23 protein-coding genes and 1 CRISPR repeat array are annotated in these 23,718 nt (G+C 62.0%); of the genes, 18 read left to right on the top strand and 5 right to left on the bottom strand.

Translation table 11 applies throughout. The annotated features are described in order from the left end of the window. Positions 1 to 12 precede the first annotated feature (12 nt). Genes ACVCMJ_RS14715 through ACVCMJ_RS14700 form a run of 4 tightly spaced genes read left to right on the top strand, consistent with a single transcriptional unit; the run spans position 13 to position 2,911 of the window. Positions 13 to 891, top strand: a complete 879-nt coding sequence (locus ACVCMJ_RS14715; protein WP_447082140.1) for a metal ABC transporter solute-binding protein, Zn/Mn family — start codon at positions 13 to 15, stop codon at positions 889 to 891. Continuing rightward, a complete protein-coding gene (locus ACVCMJ_RS14710) occupies positions 888 to 1,685 on the top strand; it encodes a metal ABC transporter ATP-binding protein (RefSeq protein WP_447082139.1) in 798 nt (265 codons plus the stop codon). Before ACVCMJ_RS14715 ends, ACVCMJ_RS14710 begins: the two co-directional genes overlap by 4 nt. After that, positions 1,678 to 2,499, top strand: coding sequence for a metal ABC transporter permease (locus ACVCMJ_RS14705; protein ID WP_447082609.1), 822 nt, complete (start codon positions 1,678 to 1,680; stop codon positions 2,497 to 2,499). Before ACVCMJ_RS14710 ends, ACVCMJ_RS14705 begins: the two co-directional genes overlap by 8 nt. A 1-nt stretch (position 2,500) precedes the next feature. Then, the gene (locus ACVCMJ_RS14700; protein ID WP_447082138.1) at positions 2,501 to 2,911 is read left to right on the top strand and encodes a Fur family transcriptional regulator; all 411 of its coding nucleotides are present in this window, start codon (positions 2,501 to 2,503) and stop codon (positions 2,909 to 2,911) included. 48 nt (positions 2,912 to 2,959) lie between these two features. Here ACVCMJ_RS14700 and ACVCMJ_RS14695 read toward each other — a convergent pair whose 3' ends face one another. Then, positions 2,960 to 4,204, bottom strand: coding sequence for an MFS transporter (locus ACVCMJ_RS14695; RefSeq protein WP_447082137.1), 1,245 nt, complete (start codon positions 4,202 to 4,204; stop codon positions 2,960 to 2,962). A 27-nt stretch (positions 4,205 to 4,231) separates the two neighbouring features. Then, the gene (locus tag ACVCMJ_RS14690; protein ID WP_447082136.1) at positions 4,232 to 4,996 is read right to left on the bottom strand and encodes an N-acetylmuramoyl-L-alanine amidase family protein; all 765 of its coding nucleotides are present in this window, start codon (positions 4,994 to 4,996) and stop codon (positions 4,232 to 4,234) included. A 305-nt stretch (positions 4,997 to 5,301) separates the two neighbouring features. Between ACVCMJ_RS14690 and ACVCMJ_RS14685 the strand changes: the two genes are divergently transcribed. From ACVCMJ_RS14685 to cas2, 9 genes are all read left to right on the top strand, one after another. Next, positions 5,302 to 5,673 carry an antitoxin Xre-like helix-turn-helix domain-containing protein gene (locus ACVCMJ_RS14685; protein ID WP_447082135.1) on the top strand — a complete coding sequence of 124 codons (372 nt, stop codon included), beginning with the start codon at positions 5,302 to 5,304 and terminating at the stop codon, positions 5,671 to 5,673. Continuing rightward, positions 5,670 to 6,389: an RES family NAD+ phosphorylase gene (locus ACVCMJ_RS14680; protein WP_447082134.1), complete on the top strand. Its 720-nt coding sequence runs from the start codon at positions 5,670 to 5,672 to the stop codon at positions 6,387 to 6,389. Before ACVCMJ_RS14685 ends, ACVCMJ_RS14680 begins: the two co-directional genes overlap by 4 nt. A gap of 320 nt (positions 6,390 to 6,709) precedes the next feature. Further along, a complete protein-coding gene (locus ACVCMJ_RS14675; RefSeq protein WP_447082133.1) occupies positions 6,710 to 9,031 on the top strand; it encodes a CRISPR-associated endonuclease Cas3'' in 2,322 nt (773 codons plus the stop codon). A gap of 52 nt (positions 9,032 to 9,083) precedes the next feature. Next, the gene (gene cas5c / locus ACVCMJ_RS14670) at positions 9,084 to 9,758 is read left to right on the top strand and encodes a type I-C CRISPR-associated protein Cas5c (protein WP_447082132.1); all 675 of its coding nucleotides are present in this window, start codon (positions 9,084 to 9,086) and stop codon (positions 9,756 to 9,758) included. Continuing rightward, complete coding sequence (cas8c, locus tag ACVCMJ_RS14665) at positions 9,755 to 11,554, top strand: type I-C CRISPR-associated protein Cas8c/Csd1 (protein WP_447082131.1); 1,800 nt, start codon at positions 9,755 to 9,757, stop codon at positions 11,552 to 11,554. The genes cas5c and cas8c overlap by 4 nt, the downstream gene beginning before the upstream one ends. Further along, positions 11,551 to 12,447 carry a type I-C CRISPR-associated protein Cas7/Csd2 gene (gene cas7c, locus ACVCMJ_RS14660; protein WP_447082130.1) on the top strand — a complete coding sequence of 299 codons (897 nt, stop codon included), beginning with the start codon at positions 11,551 to 11,553 and terminating at the stop codon, positions 12,445 to 12,447. The genes cas8c and cas7c overlap by 4 nt, the downstream gene beginning before the upstream one ends. Positions 12,448 to 12,468: 21 nt before the next feature. After that, entirely contained in the window at positions 12,469 to 13,095 is a 627-nt protein-coding gene (cas4, locus tag ACVCMJ_RS14655) for a CRISPR-associated protein Cas4 (protein WP_447082129.1), read from the top strand. 3 nt (positions 13,096 to 13,098) lie between these two features. Beyond that, positions 13,099 to 14,136 carry a type I-C CRISPR-associated endonuclease Cas1c gene (cas1c, locus tag ACVCMJ_RS14650; protein ID WP_447082128.1) on the top strand — a complete coding sequence of 346 codons (1,038 nt, stop codon included), beginning with the start codon at positions 13,099 to 13,101 and terminating at the stop codon, positions 14,134 to 14,136. 5 nt (positions 14,137 to 14,141) lie between these two features. After that, entirely contained in the window at positions 14,142 to 14,435 is a 294-nt protein-coding gene (gene cas2 / locus ACVCMJ_RS14645) for a CRISPR-associated endonuclease Cas2 (RefSeq protein ID WP_447082127.1), read from the top strand. Between the two features lie 193 nt (positions 14,436 to 14,628). After that, positions 14,629 to 17,260: a CRISPR direct-repeat array (repeat unit 32 nt; unit sequence GTCGCGCCCCTCGCGGGCGCGTGGATTGAAAC). A 137-nt stretch (positions 17,261 to 17,397) separates the two neighbouring features. Here the strand turns inward: cas2 and ACVCMJ_RS14640 are convergent. Beyond that, the gene (locus tag ACVCMJ_RS14640; RefSeq protein ID WP_447082766.1) at positions 17,398 to 17,523 is read right to left on the bottom strand and encodes a hypothetical protein; all 126 of its coding nucleotides are present in this window, start codon (positions 17,521 to 17,523) and stop codon (positions 17,398 to 17,400) included. A gap of 301 nt (positions 17,524 to 17,824) precedes the next feature. On the opposite strand from ACVCMJ_RS14640, the gene ada reads away from it, so the two are divergent. Then, a complete protein-coding gene (gene ada / locus ACVCMJ_RS14635) occupies positions 17,825 to 18,742 on the top strand; it encodes a bifunctional DNA-binding transcriptional regulator/O6-methylguanine-DNA methyltransferase Ada (RefSeq protein ID WP_447082126.1) in 918 nt (305 codons plus the stop codon). Positions 18,743 to 18,750: 8 nt separating this feature from the next. Here ada and ACVCMJ_RS14630 read toward each other — a convergent pair whose 3' ends face one another. Beyond that, a complete protein-coding gene (locus ACVCMJ_RS14630; RefSeq protein WP_447082125.1) occupies positions 18,751 to 19,647 on the bottom strand; it encodes a hypothetical protein in 897 nt (298 codons plus the stop codon). A 313-nt stretch (positions 19,648 to 19,960) separates the two neighbouring features. Between ACVCMJ_RS14630 and ACVCMJ_RS14625 the strand changes: the two genes are divergently transcribed. Next, positions 19,961 to 20,263, top strand: coding sequence for a hypothetical protein (locus ACVCMJ_RS14625; RefSeq protein ID WP_447082742.1), 303 nt, complete (start codon positions 19,961 to 19,963; stop codon positions 20,261 to 20,263). 267 nt (positions 20,264 to 20,530) lie between these two features. Here ACVCMJ_RS14625 and ACVCMJ_RS14620 read toward each other — a convergent pair whose 3' ends face one another. Beyond that, entirely contained in the window at positions 20,531 to 20,728 is a 198-nt protein-coding gene (locus ACVCMJ_RS14620) for a hypothetical protein (protein ID WP_447082123.1), read from the bottom strand. A gap of 370 nt (positions 20,729 to 21,098) precedes the next feature. Here ACVCMJ_RS14620 and ACVCMJ_RS14615 point away from each other — a divergent pair, with 370 nt between their 5' ends. The 3 genes from ACVCMJ_RS14615 (at position 21,099) to ACVCMJ_RS14605 (ending at position 23,419) form a co-directional block, all read left to right on the top strand. Further along, a complete protein-coding gene (locus ACVCMJ_RS14615; protein ID WP_447082122.1) occupies positions 21,099 to 22,130 on the top strand; it encodes a hypothetical protein in 1,032 nt (343 codons plus the stop codon). Positions 22,131 to 22,534: 404 nt separating this feature from the next. Beyond that, complete coding sequence (locus ACVCMJ_RS14610) at positions 22,535 to 23,008, top strand: superinfection immunity protein (RefSeq protein ID WP_447082121.1); 474 nt, start codon at positions 22,535 to 22,537, stop codon at positions 23,006 to 23,008. A 189-nt stretch (positions 23,009 to 23,197) separates the two neighbouring features. Continuing rightward, a complete protein-coding gene (locus ACVCMJ_RS14605) occupies positions 23,198 to 23,419 on the top strand; it encodes a hypothetical protein (protein WP_447082120.1) in 222 nt (73 codons plus the stop codon). Positions 23,420 to 23,718: the final 299 nt, after the last annotated feature.

Here is a 23,718-nt window from a genome sequence, read left to right as displayed (position 1 = left end):
AGCAGGAACCTCATGCGGCTGTTGGTACAAGCGGCTCGAGCGGCCGTCATGGCGATCGCGACCTCGGCGGGCAGTCTGGCTGCGGCCGCGCCCGTCCAGATCGTGGCCGCCGAAAACTTCTACGGCGATATCGCGGCCCAGATCGGCGGCCCGCGCGTGGCGGTCCACAGCATCCTCAACAACCCGCAACAGGACCCTCATATGTTCGAGGCGAGCCCGTCGGTGGCCCGCGCACTGACGCATGCGCATCTCGTCATCTACAACGGCGCCGGTTACGATCCCTGGATGGACAAGATCCTGTCGGCAACCCCGGGACAGGAGCGCCGAATCATCGTGGCGAGCCAGCTCATGGAGACCCCGCCGGGTGCCAATCCCCATCTGTGGTACGACCCGCGGACCATGCCCAAAGTCGCTACCGCGATCACTGATGCCCTGAGCGGGCTCGATCCCGAGGGGCGCCCCACGTATCAGGGCAACCTCGCCCACGTCCTGCGGGCGCTGGACGAGCTTCAGCACACGATCAGCGCCCTGCGCACGCGCCACGCCGGCATTCCCGTAACGGCCACGGAACCCGTGTGCGGCTACCTGTCGGACGCTTTGGGATTCACCATGCGCAACCAGGCGCTGCAACTGGCCGTGATGAACGATACCGAGCCCAGCCCGAGCCAGATCCGCGCCTTCGAAGACGATCTGAAAACGGGCCAGGTCAAACTCCTGTTCTACAACAGCCAGGAAGAGGACTCCTTCACAAAGCGCGTCAAACACATCGCCGAGGAACACCACGTTCCCATCGTGGGGGTGACGGAAACCATGCCTGACGGCCTGACCTTCCAGTCGTGGTTGCGCGGACAGCTTTCGGACATTGCGGCAAAGCTGGGCGACCATCCATGAACGACGCGCTGTCGCTGCACCATCTGAGCATCCGGCTGGCGGACCAAGTGGTCCTGTCGGATATCAGCCTCACAATCGGCGCCAACCGCTTCGTGGGGGTGCTGGGGCCCAACGGCGCCGGCAAGAGCACGCTGATGCGAGCCGCCCTGGGTCTGGTCAAACCAAGCGGCGGCACGATCTCGGTGCTGGGGTCGCACGTTGCGGTAGGCAATGCGGGGATCGGCTACATGCCACAGGTCCGCACCACGAACCTGTCGTTGCCGCTGCGCGGCTACGACTTCGTCGCGAGCGCCGTCAACGGTCATCGGTGGGGACCTTTCTGGCCGACGCGAAAAATTCGCGCCGAAGTGGAATGGGCGCTGGACCTGGTCGAAGGCGCCGCACTGGCCGACCGGCCGCTGGGACACCTGTCGGGCGGCGAGCGCCAGCGCCTGCTGCTCGCCCAGGCACTCATCGGGCGCCCCCGACTACTGCTGCTGGACGAGCCGCTGGCGGGGCTGGATCCGCGCCACCAGCAGGCGGTCGTGCGTCTGGTCGGACGAATCCGCAATGCGCTGTCGGCCACTGTTCTGTTCAGCGCTCATGACATCAACCCGCTGCTGGGCGCGCTCGATGAGGTGCTCTATCTCGGGCGAGGCCATGCGGTGCTGGGGCCGGTCGAATCGGTCGTGACCGGACCGGTGCTGTCGCGTCTGTACGGGACCCCGATCGATGTCGTCCGCCACCGCGAACGCATCTTCGTCATGGCCGGCAATACCGCGGCCGAAGAAGCCGATCATGTCCACGATGCTTGACTACGAATTCATGCGCAACGCCTTCATGGCGGGCGGTCTGGTCGCGATCCTGGCCGGCGCGGCCGGCTATTTTCTGGTGCTGCGCGGGCAGGCCTTCGCGGGCCACGCCCTGTCCCACGTCGGCTTTGCCGGCGCCACAGGTGCCGCACTGATCGGCACGCCGCCCATCGCCGGCATGCTGGCGTTCATGGTTCTGGGTGCCGCTGCCATGGGCGCGCTGGGCAAGCGCCTGCGTGGCAGCGACGTCGCCATCGGCGCCGTACTGGCCCTGTCACTAGGCCTTGGCATGCTGTTCCTGCACTTCTTCACCGCCTACGCCTCCCAGGTGACGGCTCTGCTCTTTGGCAATGTGCTGGGCGTCGACCGGTCCATGCTGCGCATCCTGGGGGCCAGCACGGTGCTGTGCCTGGTCGTGCTCGCCTTCATCTCCAGGCCGCTGCTGTTTGCAAGCCTGCAGCCGGAACTGGCCGAGGCCAAAGGCGTCTCGCTACGCAAGGTCGGCATCCTGTACCTCATCATCGTGGCAGTGGCCACAGCCGCCAGTATCCAGATCGTCGGCGTGCTGCTCGTCTTCACGCTGCTCGTGTGCCCGGCCGCGGCGGCGCAGCGCGTGACGAGCCAGGCCGTCGATGGATTCATGCTTTCAATCCTGCTGGCGCTCATCGAAGCCTGGCTCGGCATCGCACTGGCCTACGCCACCGACTGGCCGGTGAGCTTCTGGATCTCGGCACTGAGCGTGGCCCTCTATCTGGCGGCCTGCCGCCTCAGGAAGACACCGCAGCATGCTCTTCACCGGCGCCGCACTGGAGACTGAAATGTCCCATCCTACGGAATTGACCGAGCGCCAGTCCATCGTCCTGGACGCGCTGTCCCATCACGCAGGGCCGGCGAGCGCTTATGCACTGCTGGAACATCTGCAAGGCGCGGGCGGCCTTAGGGCCCCCCAACAGATTTACCGGGTCCTGGACAAGCTGCTCGAACGGGGGCTCGTCCACCGCATCGAGAGCCTGAACGCATTCGTCGCCTGCGACCAGCCCCACCATGACCATGCGCACGGACTGATTCTTCTGGCGATCTGCGACCATTGCGGACGGGTGGATGAATCGTCGGACGCAGTCGTCGAACAATACCTGCGGCGATGGGCCGACCGGCACGTCTTCCGGATGGGCGGCGTGTCGATCGAAATCCATGGCACCTGCGCACAGTGCGCGGCGCAGCCGGGCTGAATCGAATCGAATTGAATAGGATGTCGGAACCGGCCGGGCGGCCCCCGGCTAGGCTGTTGTTTGCCCCAGCGCGGTGTCCGTATCCGGCTTCGACAGCATCAGCACCGCGACCGCGAGCGCGAGCGCGAGCGGCACGAAAGACACCCACAGCACCATGCTCCACCCATAGGCCGACAGCAGTCCGCCCGACGAAAACGATCCGATGGTCATGAGGCCGAAGACGATGAAGTCGTTGAAGGACTGTACCCTTGTTTTTTCCTCTGGCCGATGGCACTCCAGCACGAGGGCGGAGGCGCCGAGGAAACCGAAGTTCCAGCCCACACCCAGGAGCGCCAGCGACATCCAGAAGTGAACCACGTCCACACCCATCAGCCCGGCCATCGCCGCCAACCCGAGGAGCAGCAGACCGGCCATCACCACACGCCTCGCGCCGAAGCGGTCGATCAAGCGGCCGGTGAAGAAACTGGGCAGATACATCGCGACGACATGCCACTGCAGCCCGACATTGGCCGACGCCTGCGATTGGCCATGCATGTGCATGGCCAGCGGCGCAGCCGTCATGAGGAAATTCATGAGCAGGTACGACACCGCCCCGCAGACGGCGGCCGCCACGAACCGCGGCTGTCGCACAATCACGGCCAGCGGCCTTCCGGCAGACACCCCGCCACGGGCCGGCAGGGGAATGCGTACTCCCATCAGCACGAACGCCGAAATCCCCGCCACGGCCGCCTGCACGAGAAAGGTGGTGGCGAACCGTTGCGGGAGCCACAAGTCCATGGTCCACGTCACGAGCTGCGGCCCGAAGATCCCGGCTGCGACGCCGCCCGCCATGACCAGCGACAGCGCACGCGCCCGCCGCTTGGGCGCAACGCCATCGGCCGCGGCAAACCGGAACGTCAGAACCACGGCGCCGTAAGCCCCGCCAAACAGCGTGGCCAGGCAGAACATCCAGAACCAACCCATCATGACGGCCAGTGCACCTGCCAGTCCGGCCAGCACGCCGGTGAACGTCCCCGCCACGAATGCCGTGCGCCGGCCAAAGCGCCGGGCCATCGCGCCCACGGGCAAAGTGCAGACCGCCATCCCTACGACGAAGACGGAAATGGGCAGCGTCGCCAGCATCGGAGAAGGCGCCAGCTTGTCGCCGACGATGGCTCCGGTGGCATACGTCACGACCGAGTTGGCCCCCGCCAGCGCCTGGGCAAGTGACAATCGCCAGAGATTGGAGCGTTGAATCCCCTCCGGAATCAGAAAAGGGTCGTCAGGAGAAGCCGTGGCGCTTTGATCCGTCATGGGCATGGCTGCGTTCAAAATCGGTAGTCAGGTGCCTGAGCATACGTCAAGCCGGCCGTCATCGTCGCGGCTCTCCTCGAGATACCGCTGAAACGCGCGCACTATTTTCCTGATCATTCTCGCGCGATTCCCCGGATCGTCCAGATAGGCCTCATCCCGCCGGTCCGTGATCACGCCCACTTCCAGCAGCACTGCGGGCGCCTTGCCATGCCGCAGCACGGCCAGGCGGTCATATTCATAGATGCCCAGGCTCCGATCCAGGAGCGGCCGGTTTTCGCCGGGGATGTCCTCGGCATGATGCAAGGCCGGCAGGCGGCCCAGTTGACGCAATTCGCGCCCCAGAAGCGTGGCCAAACGATACGATTTCGAATATTGGGGATTCTCGCGAGAAACGAACAGCGAATATCCCTCGGTGGGCTTGACGGTCCGATACCCTGGCAGGCCCTCTGCCTCGACCGCCACAAGGTACCTGGGCTGCGCCGAATCGTGGTGAATGGACAGAAAAAGTGTCGCCTGAAGACGATCCGCCAGCTCCGCGCGCTCGACCAGGCCAATGGTGTCTCCGGGTTGGCGTGTGATCTCGACCCGCCAGCCGGCATGGCGTAGCGCCGGAGCCAGCTCGCTCACGAACCGGTCGTTGTAGGTGACTTCCTTTGTCCCCCGGATACTGGTCGCGCCGCCATTCGCGGGGTTATGACCGGGGTCCAGGACCACCAGCGGCGCCGCATGGGCGCCCGCCATCAGAGCGCCTATCAGGGCACAGAGAGCGAAGGAAGACCTTACCGTACGCATGCAGGCCTCCTGTGAGCACCGATTGTCCAGTGTAGGGAGGCCGCCTCGGGTTGTCCAATGCGGGCGCGCCAGACGGTGGCAGCTCCGGTTCCCCGGCATGCGCTTCATCCTGGACAGCGCCGGTGAACGAGAAGATCGTCACAGGCACACGTGTTTATCAGTCACGGTGGAGGGTCGGCGCATAGACCTGGATATTTTTGTGTCACCTGAAATATTTCTAATAAAATTTTTCTTGTGATAAAGTCGGATGAGCGTGGACCGCAGTCTCCCTCCCCCGGTTCGGTCCCTGGATGACCCGGATACCCATGACCAACCTCAAGCGCGTTCCTGACGCAGATGCAGTCCTGACCAAGGCAACGACCCGCGCGGCCGATCTGTTGGGCCTGACACACAGCGAACTGGCGCAGGTCATAGGCGTCAGCGGTTCGACCGTGTCACGGTATGCGAGCCTGAAATCCCGCATCGAACCCGCCAGCAAGCCCGGTGAGCTGTCTCTGCTTCTGATACGGCTTTTCCGCTCCCTGGATCCCTTGGTCGGCTCCGACACCGAGAAGCGCAAGGCCTGGATGCATTCGTACAACCGGGCACTGAACGGCATCCCCCAAGAGCTGGTGCTCAAAGCCGACGGCCTGACCAGAACACTCGCCTATCTGGACGGCATGCGCGGGCCAACATGACGCGGCCCTCATGGACGCCTGACTGGCTCAGGACATCCATCCACACTATTGCCGAGTCCGAGGTCTGGCGCGGCGTCGAAGCTCAATCGTTCAACGCCACGACACTGCTGGTGGACAGCTTCGAGGAACACGATCTGCTGGAAAATCTGCTCGAAGGCAGCAAGCCTCCCCTTCCAAGGACCAAGACGAACGCACGGCACTTCCTCATCACTACACCCTTCCGATACACGCCTCTCCATGACAGCCGCTTTCGCCCCGCAGGACTGCACGGCATCTGGTACGGAGCCAGGACGCTGACAGCCGCATGTGCCGAGGTCGCCTACTGGCGCATGCGCTTCATCCTGGACAGCGCCGCTCTGGTGGACGAGAAAATCGTCACCAGCCACACGTTTTTCTCAGTCGCGGCGGGCGGCCGGGGCATCGACTTGGCGGTGCCACCCTGGGAGGCGGACCGGGAATTCTGGATCGGCAACGACTATGCCGAGACCCATCGGCTATCTGCCGCCGCGGAGGCGACCGGCATTGCAATCATCCAGTACGAGTCCGTCCGCGCACCGGGCCACGCCTGCTTCGCCATCTTTACCCCCGATGCCATCCGCGAGCCGCGCGGCGGCCTGGATGCCACCCGACAAGGCTGGTCGTGCACGGCCACACGCGATTTCGTCATGATCCAGTCGGAGGATGACCTGTCACAACGGTTCGAATGGCGGCGTTGACATGGGGTCGCAAGCGGACCGTTGGAGCTCCGCGCTACCCGGTGGTCTGGCCGCCTGAACGGATGTGGCCGGCAGCGCAGCGCGGAGGTTCGCGCACTGATTCGGTACAGAAAGCTCTGAAGGGCTGTGCGGCCAATCCCTTTCGCGGTTGAAGTCTAAGGGAAATCCCCTAGCATAGTTGATGAAACTAACTGTATTTCTGCATTACCATTTGTCATAAATTGTGAAGTCACGCCCGACCGACTATCTCGCGCAGCTTCCCACGCGTCAGTATTCGAAACCTTCTCCGTGTTCAGTCCCATGGTGGATGGCCGTGGCAGATGGACGACTTATACCCGTCAAAGACAGTTAATAGATCGCTTCAGGAAAGTATCCCTTTTATCAAAGGGCGCACGTTCTATGCGCATTCGACTGGAAGATCAGACCAGTCCGACTGGCAGCCGTTGAATGAGCATCTGCTTAACGTGGGTGAGCTGGCACAGAATTTCGCGAACGGCTTTGGCGCCGGCGGACTGGCCATGGCCGCAGGCCGCTTGCACGACTTGGGCAAATACACCCAGAAATTCCAGCAGCGATTGTGTGGTAACGCGGGGCGGGTGGATCATTCCACGCATGGAGCCAAAGTTGCGATTGAGCGGTTTGGCGACATCGGTCAACTACTGGCCTACGGCATTGCGGGTCACCATGCGGGCCTTGCCAACGGCACTGGCACGGGGGAACGAACGTCGCTGGCTGACCGGCTGGCGGCCCTGGATCTCCCTACCCTTGATGCCGTATGGGAACGAGAGATCAATCTACCTGCTCGATTGAATCCGCCAGGCGACTTCAAGCTATACGGCGACACCAATCAGCAAAAGAAAGCGCGTCACCCGTTCCAGCTGGCATTCCTGACCCGCATGCTGTTTTCTTGTTTGGTAGATGCCGATTTTCTAGACACCGACCGGTTCTATAACACGGCGGAAAAGCTCCCGAATCTTCGGGACGCCAAACCTGCATCCACACTCGCCGACCTGCGAAAGCAACTTGATCACTATCTCGGTCAGTTTGCTTCGGGCGGCACCGTGAATCAGATCCGCGCCCACGTTTTACGTCACGTACGCGCACAGGTTGCTCAAGCACCCGGGCTTTTTTCGCTCACTGTGCCTACCGGTGGCGGCAAGACACTGACTTCGCTGGCGTTTGCCTTGGATCATGCCATTCAGCACGGTTTACAGCGCGTGATTTTCGTCATCCCGTTCACCAGCATCGTCGAGCAGAACGCCGCTGTGTTTCGCCAGGCGCTAGGACCTTTGGGACACGCAGCGGTGCTGGAGCACCACAGCGCCTTCGTCCAGCAGCCACCGAAAGATGATCCGGAGAAATATCAAGCGCAGGAGAAACTCCACTTGGCCATGGAGAACTGGGACGCACCCATTGTGGTGACAACGGCTGTGCAGTTTTTCGAGAGCCTGTTTGCCGCCCGTCCGTCACAGTGCCGCAAATTGCACAACATTGCCAGCAGCGTGGTGGTACTGGATGAGGCGCAAACCATGCCGCTCAAGGTGCTGCGCCCGTGCGTGGCCGCAATTGACGAATTGGCGCGGAACTACCGCACCAGTATCGTGCTGTGCACGGCTACGCAGCCAGTGCTCAAAGCGCCTGACTTCGAAGGCGGTCTTACCGGCGTACGTGAACTGGCACCTGAACCCGCGCGACTATTCGACCAGCTAAAACGTGTACAGGTCAGGCATATCGGCACCGTCAACGACGACCAACTGATCGCCATGATGCGTGAACGGACCCGGGTGCTATGCATCGTCAACAACCGGCGACATGCTCGTGCCATTTATCAAGCCACTGCCGATATGCCCGGAGCACGGCACCTGACCACGTTGATGTGTGCCAAGCACCGCAGCGCAGTGCTGGCCGACGTGCGGCAACTGTTGAAGAATAATGAGCCCTGCCGCCTGGTCAGCACCAGCCTGATTGAAGCAGGCGTGGATGTGGATTTCCCCACCGTGCTGCGCGCCGAAGCGGGGCTGGACTCGATCGCCCAAGCTGCAGGCCGCTGCAACCGCGAAGGCCGGGCTAGTCCGCAAGACAGTGAATTACTGATTTTCGCGCCCCAAAACGACGACTGGGAACCACCCACTGAACTGCTTCAGTACGCGCAAGCGGCGCGTGAAGTGCTGCGCCAGGTCAAGGACGATCCACTCTCGCCCGAAGCCATCCGGAAGTACTTCGCACAACTATATTGGCAAAAGGGTAGCCGGGAACTGGACGTGCATGACCTGCTGGGTCTGTTGCGCGACAGTAAGGCTAGTACTCTGCCCATGGAAACGCTGGCGGCCAAATTCCGCATGATCGACGACACGCAGATGCCGGTCATCGTGCCATACGACGACTACGCGAAATCTTTGCTGAAGCGGCTTGAGTTCTCCGAAGGATGCGGCGGTCTCGCACGCCAGCTACAGCCCTATATCGTGCCCGTACCGCGCCAGGGTTTCGATGCCCTATACAAGGCTGGCGCTGTGAACCCCGTGGCACCTGAGAAATGGGAGAACCAGTTCATGATGTTGGCGCATGAAGGCTTGTACAACCCGCGATTCGGTTTGAGCTGGGACGAGCCAAGTTTGATCCGCACAGAGGATTTGAACTGGTGAACATCTACAGCCTGCCCACCAAGGAATCTGCAGCGAATAGTGAGGAACATCCATGGCTTACGGAATCCGCTTGAAAATCTGGGGCGAGCGCGCCTGCTTCACTCGTCCGGAAATGAAGGGGGAGCGAGTCTCCTACGACGTCATCACGCCGTCGGCCGCACGCGGCATCCTGGAGGCCATTCACTGGAAGCCGGCCATCCGCTGGCACGTCGACCGCATTCATGTCCTGAAGCCTATCCGCTTTGAGTCCATTCGTCGCAATGAAGTGGGTAGCAAAGCTTCTACGGCGAGCATCAAGAGCGCGATGAAAAAGAACTCGATTACGGGGCTCGGCAACGCTGTGGACGAAGACCGGCAGCAGCGTGCTGCGACGGTTTTACGTGACGTGGCTTATATCATCGAGGCACATTTCGATCTCACCGCCAAAGCCGGTGCAGAGGACTCCGAGGGCAAACACCTGGACATCTTCAGCCGACGGGCCCGCAAGGGCCAGTGCTTTCATCAGCCATGCATGGGCGTGCGGGAATTCCCCGCGCACTTCCAGTTACTGGAAGATGAGGATGCCATCCCGAAATCCGACAGCAGTTTTATGGGCGACCGCGATCTGGGCTGGATGCTGCATGACATCGACTTTGTCCACGAGCAGACACCACGCTTCTTCCGCGCGCAGATGGTTTCCGGCGTCATCGAGGTACCCGCTTGGTCCAGCGAGGAGGTCAAGTCGTGATTCTGCAAGCACTGGCGGGATACTACGAACGGTTGCTGGATGTCGGCGCGGACGGCATTGCGCCGTACGGATACAGCCCCGAGAAAATTAGCTACGAGATCGTGTTGGCGGCGGATGGCCGCGTGGCAGCGGTGAATGACATTCGCGATACATCGGCTAAGAAGCCCAGGCCGCGCGTCATGATCGTGCCACAGCCGCCCAAGCGCGCCAGCAACATCGCCCCCGGGTTCTTATGGGACAAGAGCAGCTATGTGCTGGGCACCAGCGCAACAAGCAAGAGATCCGAGCAAGAGCATGGCGCGTTCAAAGCCCTGCATTTAAAACGACTGGGTGAGTCCAACGACATCGGATTGAGGGCGTTACAGACTTTCCTGCAAAACTGGACGCCCGAGCAATTTGCAGATGCCGGGTTCACCGCGGATATGCTGGACACTAACATGGTGTTCCGGCTCGACGGCGAGCGGCAATACTTGCATGAACGCCCGGCTGCTCGGGCAGCATGGAGGCAAACGTCTTCTTCAGGCATCGACGCTATCTCGGATATGTGCCTCGTGACAGGAAGGAACGCGTCGATTGCACGCCTTCATCCATCGATCAAAGGTGTGAGGGGTGCGCAGAGTTCAGGCGCTTCCATCGTCTCCTTCAACCAGAATTCATTCACTTCCTACGGCAAAGCGCAGGGTGCCAACGCGCCAGTTTCCGAGGAAGCCGCGTTCGCCTACACCACCGCACTGAATTACCTCTTGCGTCCCGGCGAACAAAACCGGCAGAGGCTGCAAATCGGCGACACCACCGTGGTGTTCTGGGCCGAGGCTGACGATGTTGGGCAAGCCGAAGAAGCCGAATTGACCTTTGGCCTCTTGCTCAACGGACCCACGCGGACGGACGACGGAAAGGAAACCGCCCTGATCCGTAACACACTAGAAAATGTGGCGCACGGCAGGCCCCTAAGCGATCTGAATCCCGAGTTGCAGGATGGCACACGCATGTACGTACTGGGCCTTGCACCCAATGCCTCGCGCTTGTCCATCCGATTCTGGGAGGTTGGGACACTGGGCGACTTCGCACGGCGACTGGCACAGCATGCGGAGGATTTCCAGATTGAGCCCTTGCCGTGGAACACCGCGCCATCAGTTTGGCGCATCGTACTTGCCACGGTGCCCAACCGGACGGGGGCCAAACCCAAAATGGAAGATGCGGCCGCCAATCTGGCTGGTGAATTTCTCCGTGCAGTTCTCAGTGGGGGCCTGTATCCGCGCAGCCTGCTCGCCAGCACACTCATGCGTATCCGCTCGGACCATAACGTGTCAGGTCTGCGCGCTGCTATTTGCAAAGCTATCCCATGCCGTGAACGGCGGCTGGGCCTTCATCTTCAAAGCGAGGAGCCACCTGTGAGTCTCAACAAGGAATCCACCCATCCCGGCTACCGACTGGGCCGCCTGTTCGCCGTGCTGGAAGACGCCCAGCGCGGCGCGCTGGGAGGCCACGTCAACGCCACCATCCGCGATCGTTACTATGGCGCCGCGTCGGCCACACCGGCATCGGTCTTCCCTATTCTGCTGCGCAATGCGCAAAACCATCTGGGGAAGCTGCGCAGGGAAAAGCCCGGATTTGCTGTCAATCTCGAAAAAGACATCACCGACATCATCGGCGGCCTGCCGGGGGACCTTCCGCGCAGTCTGCCCATTGAGGCCCAGGGCCAATTTGCCATCGGCTATTACCACCAATCACAGACACGCTTCCAGAAATCCACCAAAGAGTCAGATACAACCGCCACCGAGGAGGCTTCGGCATGACTGCGATAACCAACCGCTACGAATTCGTTTACCTGTTCGATATCACGAACGGCAACCCAAATGGTGACCCTGACGCGGGCAACCTGCCGCGGTTGGATCCCGAAACCAACCGGGGGCTAGTGACAGACGTTTGCCTCAAACGCAAGGTGCGAAATTTTGTGACACTCGACAGGGATGGTGCACCCGGTCACGCTATCTACATGGCCGAAAAAGCCATCCTCAACCAGCAGCATCAGAGGGCATGGGAAGCCAACGGAATCAAGCCAGACAAACCGGATGACTACAAGAAGCTGCCCAAGGACGAAGCCCAAGCACGCGAAATTACCGATTGGATGTGCGCCAATTTCTTTGACGTGCGCGCCTTCGGTGCTGTCATGACCACGGGCGTCAATGCCGGTCAAGTACGTGGGCCGGTTCAGATGGCCTTTGCCACATCCATCGACCCTGTGATTCCACTGGAAATTTCCATCACGCGCATGGCCGTCACGACCGAAAAAGAGGCCGAAGTACAAAGCGGCGACAACCGCACAATGGGGCGCAAGCACATCATTCCATACGGCCTATATCGCGCACACGGCTTCATCTCAGCCAAACTTGCCGAGCGCACCGGTTTTTCGAATGACGACCTGCAACTGTTCTGGCAAGCCCTCACCAACATGTTCGAACACGACAGGTCCGCGGCTCGTGGCGAAATGGCTGCGCGCAAGCTCATCGCCTTCAAACACGACTGTGCCATGGGCAACGCACCGGCGCACGTATTGTTCGACACCGTCCAGGTCGAGCGTGCACAGACAGGTAATACCCTTGCGGCGCCGCGCAGTTTCGGCGACTACCGTGTCACCATCAGCCACGATGCCATTCCTGCAGGTGTCACGGTACAAGAGCTGATTTGAAATGACAGCGGGTTCACTACAGTGGACACAGACGATTTCATCCCACTATCGGCGTTGCAGCATTACCTGTACTGTCCCCGCCAATGTGCCCTGATTCATTTGGAACAGCTATGGGCCGAAAGCCGCTACACCGCAGAAGGCCGCTTATTGCACGAACGCGCGGATAAACCTGCTAGCGAGAAGCGCCAGCGGTTGCGCACTGTCACGGCCATGGCACTAGCGCATCGCGGGCTGGGTATCACCGGCATCGCCGACGTGGTGGAGTTCCACGCCTGCGATACAGGTGAGCAGCCGTACCCAGTGGAATACAAGCGTGGCCGGCCGAAGGCCCACCGCGCCGACGAAGTGCAGTTATGCGCGCAGGCCCTGTGCCTGGAAGCGATGCTCGACGTATCGGTACCCGAAGGCGCACTGTATTACGGCAAAACCCGTCGCCGCAAAGTCGTGGCGTTTGACGATACGCTGCGACGATTGACTCTTAATACCGTCGCCGCCATCCGTACGATGTTCGAAAATGGCCGTACGCCGCTGGCGGTTTACGACCCCAATCGCTGTGATAACTGTTCACTGCTTGATCTGTGCCTGCCGAAAATGCTGCGGCGAACACATAGCGTGCAGAGTTGGCTGGAACATCAGACGCGGGACTAGCCTATGCGCAAACAACTCAACACTTTGTACGTCACCACTGAAGGAGCATGGCTGCACAAGGACGGCGCCAACATAGTAATGAGCGTCGATAAGCAGGAGCGTGCCCGGCTGCCGGTACATATGTTGGAGAGCCTCGTCTGTTTCGGGCATGTACTGATTTCGCCGCCGCTGCTCGGCTACTGCGCCGAGCAATGCATCAGCATCAGCTTCTTGACGAGCTATGGGAAATTCCTTGCCCGCGTCGAAGGCCCCGTCTCGGGCAACGTGCTATTGCGCCGCGAACAGTACCGCATCTCAGATGATCCCACGCGCTGCGCCGCCATCGTACGCAACGTGTTGGTCGGCAAATTGCATAACCAGCGTGTGGTGCTAGGACGCGCCTTGCGCGATTACGGCGACAGACTCGGTGACAATAAGGCGACGCTGGAGCATGCATACAAACGCTTGCAGCGAATCACTGCCCAGCTGCCCGCCGACGCCACGGTCGATTTGCTGCGCGGTCACGAAGGTGAAGCCGCCCAAGCTTACTTTGGCGCATTCGATCAGATGATTCGAGTGTCCGACGCCGCACTGCGCTTTCGTGGCCGCAGCCGTCGACCACCACTAGACGCCGTCAACGCCTTGCTGTCATTCCTATACACCCTCATAACGCACGACTGTCGCTCGGCGCTGGAAAGCGTCGGGTTGGATCCAGCAGTCGGCTTCCTGCACCGAGACCGCCCCGGACGGCCAAGCCTGGCGTTGGATATCACAGAAGAATTCCGCGCATTGTTGGCAGACCGGTTGGCGCTTTCACTCATCAACCGACATCAAGTCACTTCCAAAGATTTTAGAGCCATGGACGGCGGCGCAGTGTTGCTGGATGAGGGGTCGCGTAAAACGGTGCTGACGGCCTACCAGGAGCGAAAGCGTGAACAACTGCTGCAGCCATTCTTGGGCGAAACTGTCGCTATAGGCCTATTGCCCTTCATCCAGGCGCAACTACTAGCACGGCACATCCGCGGCGATCTCGACGCCTACCCGCCCTTCTTGTGGAAATAGCCATCATGATGATTCTGGTCAGCTACGACATCAGCCACACTGAAGAGAGAGCTGGTGCCCGTCGCCTGCGCCACATAGCTAGGGCCTGCCGGGACTATGGCCAACGCGTGCAGTTCTCCGTTTTCGAAATCGAAGTCGATCAAGCACAGTGGGCCAAACTTAAGGCGTGCTTGCTGGATATCATTGACCACGACATCGACAGCCTGAGGTTCTATTTCCTCGGAAAGCACTGGCAGGGCAAGGTCGAACACTTCGGTGCCAAGGCCGTACTCGATCTGAATGCGCCGCTAGTTTTTTAAGTAGATATTCCTTCGTGCGCGAGCCCCAAGCGATCATGGATCCCCAGCAACGGATCGCACTCGCACATGGTACTGATTCCAAATAAAAATAAGGCGCCCTCACGCGCCCGAGGTCTCATGTATTCTCGCAATCACGGAGGTTCGCGCAAAACCTCTGCTTTCTCGAATTCCCTCAATAAGTTATAAACGCGTGGTCGCGCCCCTCGCGGGCGCGTGGATTGAAACGTCAGGTACGCGGGGTCGAACTGGTCGTCGTGCGCGTCGCGCCCCTCGCGGGCGCGTGGATTGAAACTCAAAGCCTGGGCGAACGAAGCTGGGTTCTTGCTGGGTCGCGCCCCTCGCGGGCGCGTGGATTGAAACTCATAGGCATGGATGAAGCGATGCTCGCCCGTGGGTCGCGCCCCTCGCGGGCGCGTGGATTGAAACGTCAGCTTGGATTGCGGCATACAGCCTCCCACTTGTCGCGCCCCTCGCGGGCGCGTGGATTGAAACCGCAGAAGCTGTTGTGGGCGGAGCACCAGCGTCAATGTCGCGCCCCTCGCGGGCGCGTGGATTGAAACTCCGGATGACAGCTCGCACTTGTCACCGATATCGTCGCGCCCCTCGCGGGCGCGTGGATTGAAACTCCCGATCCTGGGCGCACTCCGCCATCGCCCGCTCGTCGCGCCCCTCGCGGGCGCGTGGATTGAAACAGATCAGCCACGCCGGTTAGGCCAAGTTCGTCGCGTCGCGCCCCTCGCGGGCGCGTGGATTGAAACCCCTCGGCTTTGGCCAGGGCTGCGCGGGCGGCGCGTCGCGCCCCTCGCGGGCGCGTGGATTGAAACTGCCTCTTCCATGTCGGGGTCCTGCTCGAACTCAAGGTCGCGCCCCTCGCGGGCGCGTGGATTGAAACCGGTACGGTCGTGTGAACTCAACTGCGCGGCTCACGTCGCGCCCCTCGCGGGCGCGTGGATTGAAACATCGCTATGTGCGAGGGACACGCTCCTTGGCAGAGTCGCGCCCCTCGCGGGCGCGTGGATTGAAACAGTGGGAATCGATCTGCTGCGTACCAGTGGCTTGCGTCGCGCCCCTCGCGGGCGCGTGGATTGAAACGCAATCGTGACGGACGACGCGGCCGGCGGCATGGGTCGCGCCCCTCGCGGGCGCGTGGATTGAAACGCGGTTCGATCTGTGCAGCTCTGCCGCCCACGCCGTCGCGCCCCTCGCGGGCGCGTGGATTGAAACACGACCCAGACCCATGGATTTGCGGCCCATGAACGTCGCGCCCCTCGCGGGCGCGTGGATTGAAACAAGGCTTCCCTCAGTGCCGCATGCTCTACACAGTCGTCGCGCCCCTCGCGGGCGCGTGGATTGAAACAGTGCTCATGTCCGCTCCCTGGCTGCCACAAAGGCGTCGCGCCCCTCGCGGGCGCGTGGATTGAAACGTGATCGACACCACCAGCACCTCGAAGTCGGACGTCGCGCCCCTCGCGGGCGCGTGGATTGAAACGTGCTGACTGACAACCTGGACATCAAGCGCGTGGCGGTCGCGCCCCTCGCGGGCGCGTGGATTGAAACTTGCGCCCGGGCGTCCTGACCGGGACGTTCGCCGGTCGCGCCCCTCGCGGGCGCGTGGATTGAAACGGGCCCTGGCCTGGGTCGGCATCCGCTGGGCCGGGTCGCGCCCCTCGCGGGCGCGTGGATTGAAACGCAAAAACGGCATGAGCCTGCTTGATGCAGCAGCCCTTGGTCGCGCCCCTCGCGGGCGCGTGGATTGAAACGCAAAGGACTACCTGGGCAGATCGCTCTTCCAGAGTCGCGCCCCTCGCGGGCGCGTGGATTGAAACGTGCAGGAATTTCGCGGCCTGGGCTTTCGCGAGGCGTCGCGCCCCTCGCGGGCGCGTGGATTGAAACGATGCAGCCCGCTTGGACGGCAGCCCGATCACGGCGTCGCGCCCCTCGCGGGCGCGTGGATTGAAACTGCGCCTTCGGCCTGGGCAAGACCATCATCCAGGTCGCGCCCCTCGCGGGCGCGTGGATTGAAACTTTCAGGTCCGCTGGCAGCACCGCCATGATGCAGGCGTCGCGCCCCTCGCGGGCGCGTGGATTGAAACGATCTCGACCTATCGCCCAAGCTGGTCGTGGATAGTCGCGCCCCTCGCGGGCGCGTGGATTGAAACAGGTCGGTCCTGCTGATCTTGATCTCGACGTCGAGTCGCGCCCCTCGCGGGCGCGTGGATTGAAACAACCTGGAGCAGATCTACGACTTCGAGCACCACGGTCGCGCCCCTCGCGGGCGCGTGGATTGAAACATGGCGCTGTTCGCTGGCGACGACCGCCGCGACGTCGCGCCCCTCGCGGGCGCGTGGATTGAAACGTATGGAGCTGATCTGATGCAGCAGCAAATCACGATGTCGCGCCCCTCGCGGGCGCGTGGATTGAAACAAGTCCTGCCATCTGATCCCACTGTGCCTCGCACAGTCGCGCCCCTCGCGGGCGCGTGGATTGAAACCATCATATCGGACTGGCGGGCAATGGAGTACGCGGTCGCGCCCCTCGCGGGCGCGTGGATTGAAACATCGTCTGACAGTTCCCTGTCTGCAAAGTCTGCATGTCGCGCCCCTCGCGGGCGCGTGGATTGAAACGTCCCGAACGTGAGCCAGTGCGGTTCCCACAGCGGGTCGCGCCCCTCGCGGGCGCGTGGATTGAAACTGTCGAATGCCGTCGTAGCCAGTCATCCCGCTATAGTCGCGCCCCTCGCGGGCGCGTGGATTGAAACTAGTTCCCGGCGGGTCGCATTCATCTCGCGCCTCAGTCGCGCCCCTCGCGGGCGCGTGGATTGAAACGACATGATCGACATCATCACGTTCGGCGGGGCGCGGGTACGGCAACTGTCGGGATTTACGTCGGCGTTGATCCAAAAAATGTCACGTCAAACTTGTCAGTGGTGGCCCCCCTTCGCCCACCATGCGGCCGGGATATTCTAGGCGCGGCAAGCCATCCGTGATGTGGTCCGTGCAATGGTCATGAGCCGCCTACCGAGGCAGTGTTCAGCAACGCGCAGTCCATCATTCGTTCTAGTTTGCCATCCCCGCCCGGTGGCGTGCAGGCCCTCCAGAACGTCAGAATCAAGCCGGATGGTGGTAGTGATCTAATGAACCGTTGCGGTAGAGCCTGCAGGCCGGCTGCGTCGCCACGCCTGGATTTCTTCGGGAGTGTGGACGCGATTATGATCCCCGCTATTCAACGGATAGACTCCAGTGGGTCGAGCTCGAATTGGCTCAGTTCGTTGGTCTCGGGCATGGTTCAGCTCGTGTAGGAAATGGCCGGAACCCCCGTCGCAAGAAACAGAGTTTCCGCGGACGAAATCCGGTCTAACCTGACACCCATCAGCAATTCGAGGTGACACCATGAACCCTCATGCCACGACAACTCGCGCGGACGAGACCGACGAAGCAGCCGGGTCTCACACCCGCTCGCAGGCACCGCGCGCCGGAACGCCACCCACTGCGCACGCCGCGCTGGTCGCGGAGGCCTGCCGCCTGATCGAATCGTCGGACACTCCCCCCAGCCTTGATACGTTGGCCGGTCAGGCCGGCCTGAGCCCTTTCTACTTTCATCGCGTGTTCAAGGCCGAGACCGGGCTGACGCCCAAGGCCTACGCCGCGGCACACCGCGCGCGTCGGCTGCGCAGCGAGTTGAGCGCGGCCGGCAGCACGGTCACCGAGGCGATCTACCGCGCGGGCTTCAATTCCAACAGCCAATTCTATGAAGCTTCCCGAGAAATCCTGGGCATGCGCGCCAAGGAATATCGCGCCGGCGGCATCGGGACAGAGATCCGGTTCGCCGTCGGTCAATGCTCGCTGGGCTCGATTCTGGTGGCACAAAGCCAACGCGGCATTTGCGCCATTCTGCTGGACGACGATCCCGATCGCCTGGTGCGCGGCCTGCAAGACCAGTTTCCCGAAGCCGAACTGATCGGCGGTGACGCGGATTTCGAACAATTGGTGGCGCAGGTGGTAGGCTTCATCGAAACACCTGCGATCGGACTGAACCTGCCGCTGGATGTGCGCGGCACGGCGTTCCAGCACCGCGTCTGGCAAGCGCTGCGAGAGATCCCGCCGGGCACCACGGCGAGCTACGCCGACATCGCCCGGCGCATCGGCGCACCCCGGGCGGCACGGGCCGTGGCCCAAGCCTGCGCGGCCAATTCCATCGCCGTCGCCATTCCTTGCCATCGCGTCGTGCGCAAAGATGGCGACCTTTCGGGCTACCGCTGGGGGGTGGCGCGCAAGCACGAACTCCTGCAACGCGAAGCCAAAGTCTGAGCGCCGATTCAGCGCTCGCGGGCCCGGCCGCCGATAGTGGCAGCCAAACTCGCGACGAAGGCGCCGACCAGTAGCGACACGAAGGCCCACAATGAAAACGCGGCCAGTGCCTTGCGGGCGCCATCGGCCGCCTCGCGCGTCTTTTGCTCGGCTTGCTGCGCGGCCTCCTTGGCCTGAGTCTCCACCTGCGTCAGCCGTTGCTTGGCGGTGGCCTCGTCCACACCGGTGCGTTGGGCGATCAGTCCGGCCAAGTAGGCCTGGTCCGCCTCGGATACCTTGCCCGCGACGATGCCCCGACCCAGGATGCGCGTGATCTCTTGGCGCACGTCACCGCCACTGGATGATGCGGAGGGAGCACTGGGGCGCAACAGCATGTCGGTGAAGTAGTCGAGCCCGAATTGACCGGCACCCGACTGACCCGAGTTACCGGCGACAGCAGCGGCTGCGCCTGCCCCCGCGCCCGCAAGCGTTGCTCCCGCCTTAGCCGTTCCCGACACCACCGAGGCCGCCGTGGACCCCAGGACGATCACGCTGATCACGGCACTCAGGGCCCACACCAGAAAGCCGTGGGCCGTGTCGCGGAAATAGATCTCGTCGGTCGTCGCGTCCGACCAGGTCGTGCGCAGCCTCCCCGTGACATAGCCGGCCACCCCGTACGCGATGATCTGTGTCACCAGGAGCCAGATAACGGACCCGATGGCCAACGCCGAGGCCGAAGCGCCTTCATTGCTCCATGGGGACATCGAAAGAAAGCCCAGGCCGGTTCCCGCGGTGACCAACATCGTGGATACGGCGGCGGCGATGACGGCACCTGCGATGACGGCTCCCCACCGGACAGCCGAACGAGAAGATTCCGTGCCACCGGCATATTCGGCACGGGCGATGATGGACTCGGTATTCTGCATGACATTTCCTTTTTTGATTGACGTCACGTATGTCCGGAATCAATGCCAGAGCAGCGCGATCAAGATAATGATGGGAATCGGTACGCCCAACAGCCATAAAAGTATGGATCGCATGATGTCTCCTTGAAGAGCCGACGATGCCGACATGCCGAGCCTTGGAGCAATAGTCGTGCCCGGCCTTCCCTCCGAGGGCTTGGGGCGGAGCGCTGGAGCAACCAAACGGCCGAGACCCATCCGCCAAACGGCTAGGCACGTTGCTTGCTGCAGGGGACCGTGCGGGATGCCTCTCGCATCCGCTTTTTTGGAGTCCGAGATGACAGAGCAAAGTCAGAACCAAGGCCATCAACAAGGTCAGCACGCCCAGCAGGGCCAACAAAAGCAGGCAGGCCAGCAAAATCAGTCCGGTCAGCAGAACCAAATGGGTCAACAGAACCAGTCGGGTCAGCGTAATCAGACCGGCCAGCAAGGACAGTCCGGCCAGCAAGGACAGTCCGGCCAGCAGGGGCAGTCCGGCCAGCAGGGGCAGTCCGGCCAGCAAGGGTCAGGCCAGCAAGGGTCAGGCCAGCAAGGGCAGCAGGGCCAACACGGACAGTCCGGTCAGCAAAATCGCAAGTAATCGACCAGGTCGGCTTGCCCTGCCGCCGCTTTGAAGCGAAGGCCGCTGAATCAGCGGCCTTCGTCTTTGTCGGGTTAGCCCAGGGAATCCGGCGTTTGCAGGGAATCCGGCGTTTGCAGGGAAGCCGAACGCAGGCAATCCATAAGGCACGGACCGCCGACGACGAGATAACGGGCTGCGGCGACCGCACACAAGTGCGGCATGGCAGTCCGCAGCGCGGAAACTGCCCGAAAGTAGTGAAAAGGGGCACTGGGGCCCCAGCCTTGATCAGTGCTTGCCAGGCACCAGATTTGGGGCGTTTTCGTCGCCCGGTATGTTGTCGGATTCGTCCGGCAAGGGCTTCGTCCCCGGGTGGCGCTGGGGATGGGCGTCCGAGTCCAGCTCCGGCTTGCGTCCAGGCCGCTCTATCAGGGCGGCGTCAGAAGGTGATTCTTTCCGTTTGTCCGGCTGCTTGTGTTGATTCATCCCGGCCTCTGTGAAAGGTGATTGGGCCCTCAACGAGCATGGGAAAACCTTAGCAGATAAACCCGTGACCTCATTGTCCATTTGGGTCGCGGTGTAAGCAAATGATCCCACGGCAGGCTGGCCCAGCGCACCACGCTTTCATGGACAAGTGAGCCTCGGGCCGGTGCTTTAACCGCCGCGCGCCGCCCCGCACACAGCGGCTATGCGTAGGGGCTGGTCTCAACTTGTATCCGGATCCGTCCATCAAATTATGTTGTGACGAATGTTAATAGTTCGCATTGAGACCGCCATTGGGGTCCATACTGCACGAGTAGTGACTTTGACGCGCGGGCCCATGGGCTAACGTGTCGACCGACAAAAAAGGCACTTCATGAGCACTGTAGAACCCATCATCAGTGTGGAGCCAGCCAACCTGGCCCCGGGGTCACTGGCCGAATTGTTTTCCAAGGGCGCGCTGGCGGTAATGGTTGAATGCCCGTCCACGTTGCGCACGCTTTGGAGCGGCCTGCTTGAAAACCAGGACGAGCGACTGCCCTGGTGCGGCACGATGGGCGATATGGCCCGCAATCACTACGCCGGCGGCGGTCTGGGCGAGCATGTCGGCGACATGTTTCACTACACGCCGTATCGGATTGCCTATACTGCGCGCAAGTTCGAGCTGGTTCAAGATCCTGCCACTTCGCAGATCGTGTCGGTTCCCGAGCATTTCATACAGGGCACCAAGCGATTCAAAACGCCTTCGCCGGTACTCGAAATCTGCTGGAAAATGATTCACGACATAATGGACTGGCTGGGCCCGCCCACCCGGCCGCCAGCCAGATTTCAGGCGGTGGTTCACCGTTTGAAGTACGAATCCGATCTGCAACTGACCGACCAGCATTACGCTTTGACCAAAAGCGCGATAGGCCGCTGGGCTCAGTTGGGCTTTGACATCGATAAAATGCGCGAAGAGGCGCGTGGCCCGCTCGATCACAAGGGCATCAGCGACATTTGCGCCGTACTGAGTCTTTCCCCTCCGCTCGGCAAGGTGGTCGAACGTATGAACCGGGCGTTTGCGCGTAACGACGCACGCCGGGCTCTGCCGCAAGGCGCCCGGTTGATCGGCAAGCCACATCACGATGGGCGCTTTTTCAGTGCAACCTGCGGCGAACGCAGTCATATATCCACCGAAGTCTATGACGGTCGGCACTGGATCGAACTACCGGTAGACTGCCATCATTTAGTTGTTATTCCCGGCCTGCAGGCGCAGACCGCCTTTGGACTGAAGCCCACCTTGCACCGCGTTCTTCACCGGGGCGAATCGGCGTCCGCCGCCGACGAAGGATCCGATATCACCCTGCTTCTGGGCAGTAAAGAAACAGGTGGACGGCACAGGGCCGGTGGGTTCTTCCCGGCTTTTTGACACGGGTGCTGGCGCGGCGACACAGCCGTTGATCGCCACATTGACCTGGAGCTGCGCACGCAGCTCGTTGTGGCCCGCCAGAGCCGATCTTTCGTCGGCCGGCAGCGTCTGCAACGATGGGGTTGCCCAGCATTCGGTGGAATCACACACTGTTCCTCCTCCTATCGCCTGATGGCGCCGAGAGGCGCCTGGCGGATACGCTGACGCAACGGCGGAGCGTCACGACCCGCATAGGGTGGCGCAACAGATAGCCCCGTCCGCGGTACGTGCTTGCATGATGGACGTTAGGGGAGCGATCGATGGAAGACGAGCGAACAAGGGCGGCTGAAGCCTGGGCGAGAGCTGGATCTTCGTCCTTATTCCCCAGAGAGCAAGGGCGAGCAGATCGCGGCACCAGCGGCGGGATGACGATTCTGCGCCTCTTGCTCCTGTTGCTCTGGGTCGGGTACGCCTTGAGCATGGCACAAGTTCCGGCATCCGAACTCAACGGCTTTGGGACGATGGTCTCCTTCTCGCTTTTTGCGGCCGCGCCCCTGCTGTATTTTTTACCCACGATCGAGGCGGCATTGCGCTTTCATCCAAATCAGACGTCCATCACCCTGGTGAATCTCCTGCTTGGCTGGACCCTCCTGGGATGGGTAGTCGCTATCGCATGGGCGTGCAAGAGCCAGACGGTTCCGAACGGTCGTTGGGATCCGGACTACGGGGCTTACTGCTCTCAGCGCCAAGTCGGAGCGGGCATCTCGCGACAAGCGGCGGCATCGGCGCGCATATCGGCCGTCGAGGAGCTGACCAAGCTCGCGGACCTGAAGGATCGCGGCGCGCTGACACAGGAAGAATTCGACGCCCAGAAGGCCAAGATACTGGCCCGGCCGTGACATCGTGTCAGACCGTGGGACACGAAATGGCAATCCCAGCTTTCAGCAGTGCCTGAAGCAGATCGGACTGCTTCTCGGCGCCAAGACGGAGTGCCCGCAATATGCGTGTGGCGATCTCGCCTCACTCCCGCCCGCCCGGCCAGGCACGCCCATTGCCCTTCCCTGCTGATCCCCCCACAGGAGCAAGCCATGACAGCGGCGACCCCCGACACTGACCCGCTCAAGCGCGAATCCCGCGGCGAGACGAGCAAGATCCCGGCTGCCGATGTCGGCAAAGGCGGAAGGCCAGCCGGCAACCCCGGGATCGACGTCCCTGCGCACCCGGGACGGCCCACGCCCGGCCCTAAGAACCCCAAGCAGCCCGGTGGGCCGCCCGAGCCGGTAGATCCGGGAAAGCCTCCAACGCTGTAGGGGCGGCGCCATTGCCGGCGAGCTACGTGCCAGCCCCGGCAGGCGGTCCCGCTTCCGCGCGCTACGGACGCTGTTGCCATGACATCGAGCGTGGCGGCGACTCGCAATCACGGCAGCACGCGGGCCACAAAGCTGAAGGCGGCCTGGTGTGGTGCGGAACACCGCGCACAATGAGTGCGGAATGTCCGACTCATACAACAACCTGACCTGTTGATTTTAGATGGTGCCCGGGGCCGGAGTTGTGTTTCTGCCCCTGGGCACCATGAAATTCTCCAAGTAATCAAGGAATTACAGCAACC

The sequence above is a fragment of the Castellaniella sp. UC4447_H14 genome (assembly GCF_052978285.1).
This window is presented reverse-complemented; position numbering and strand designations above follow the sequence as displayed.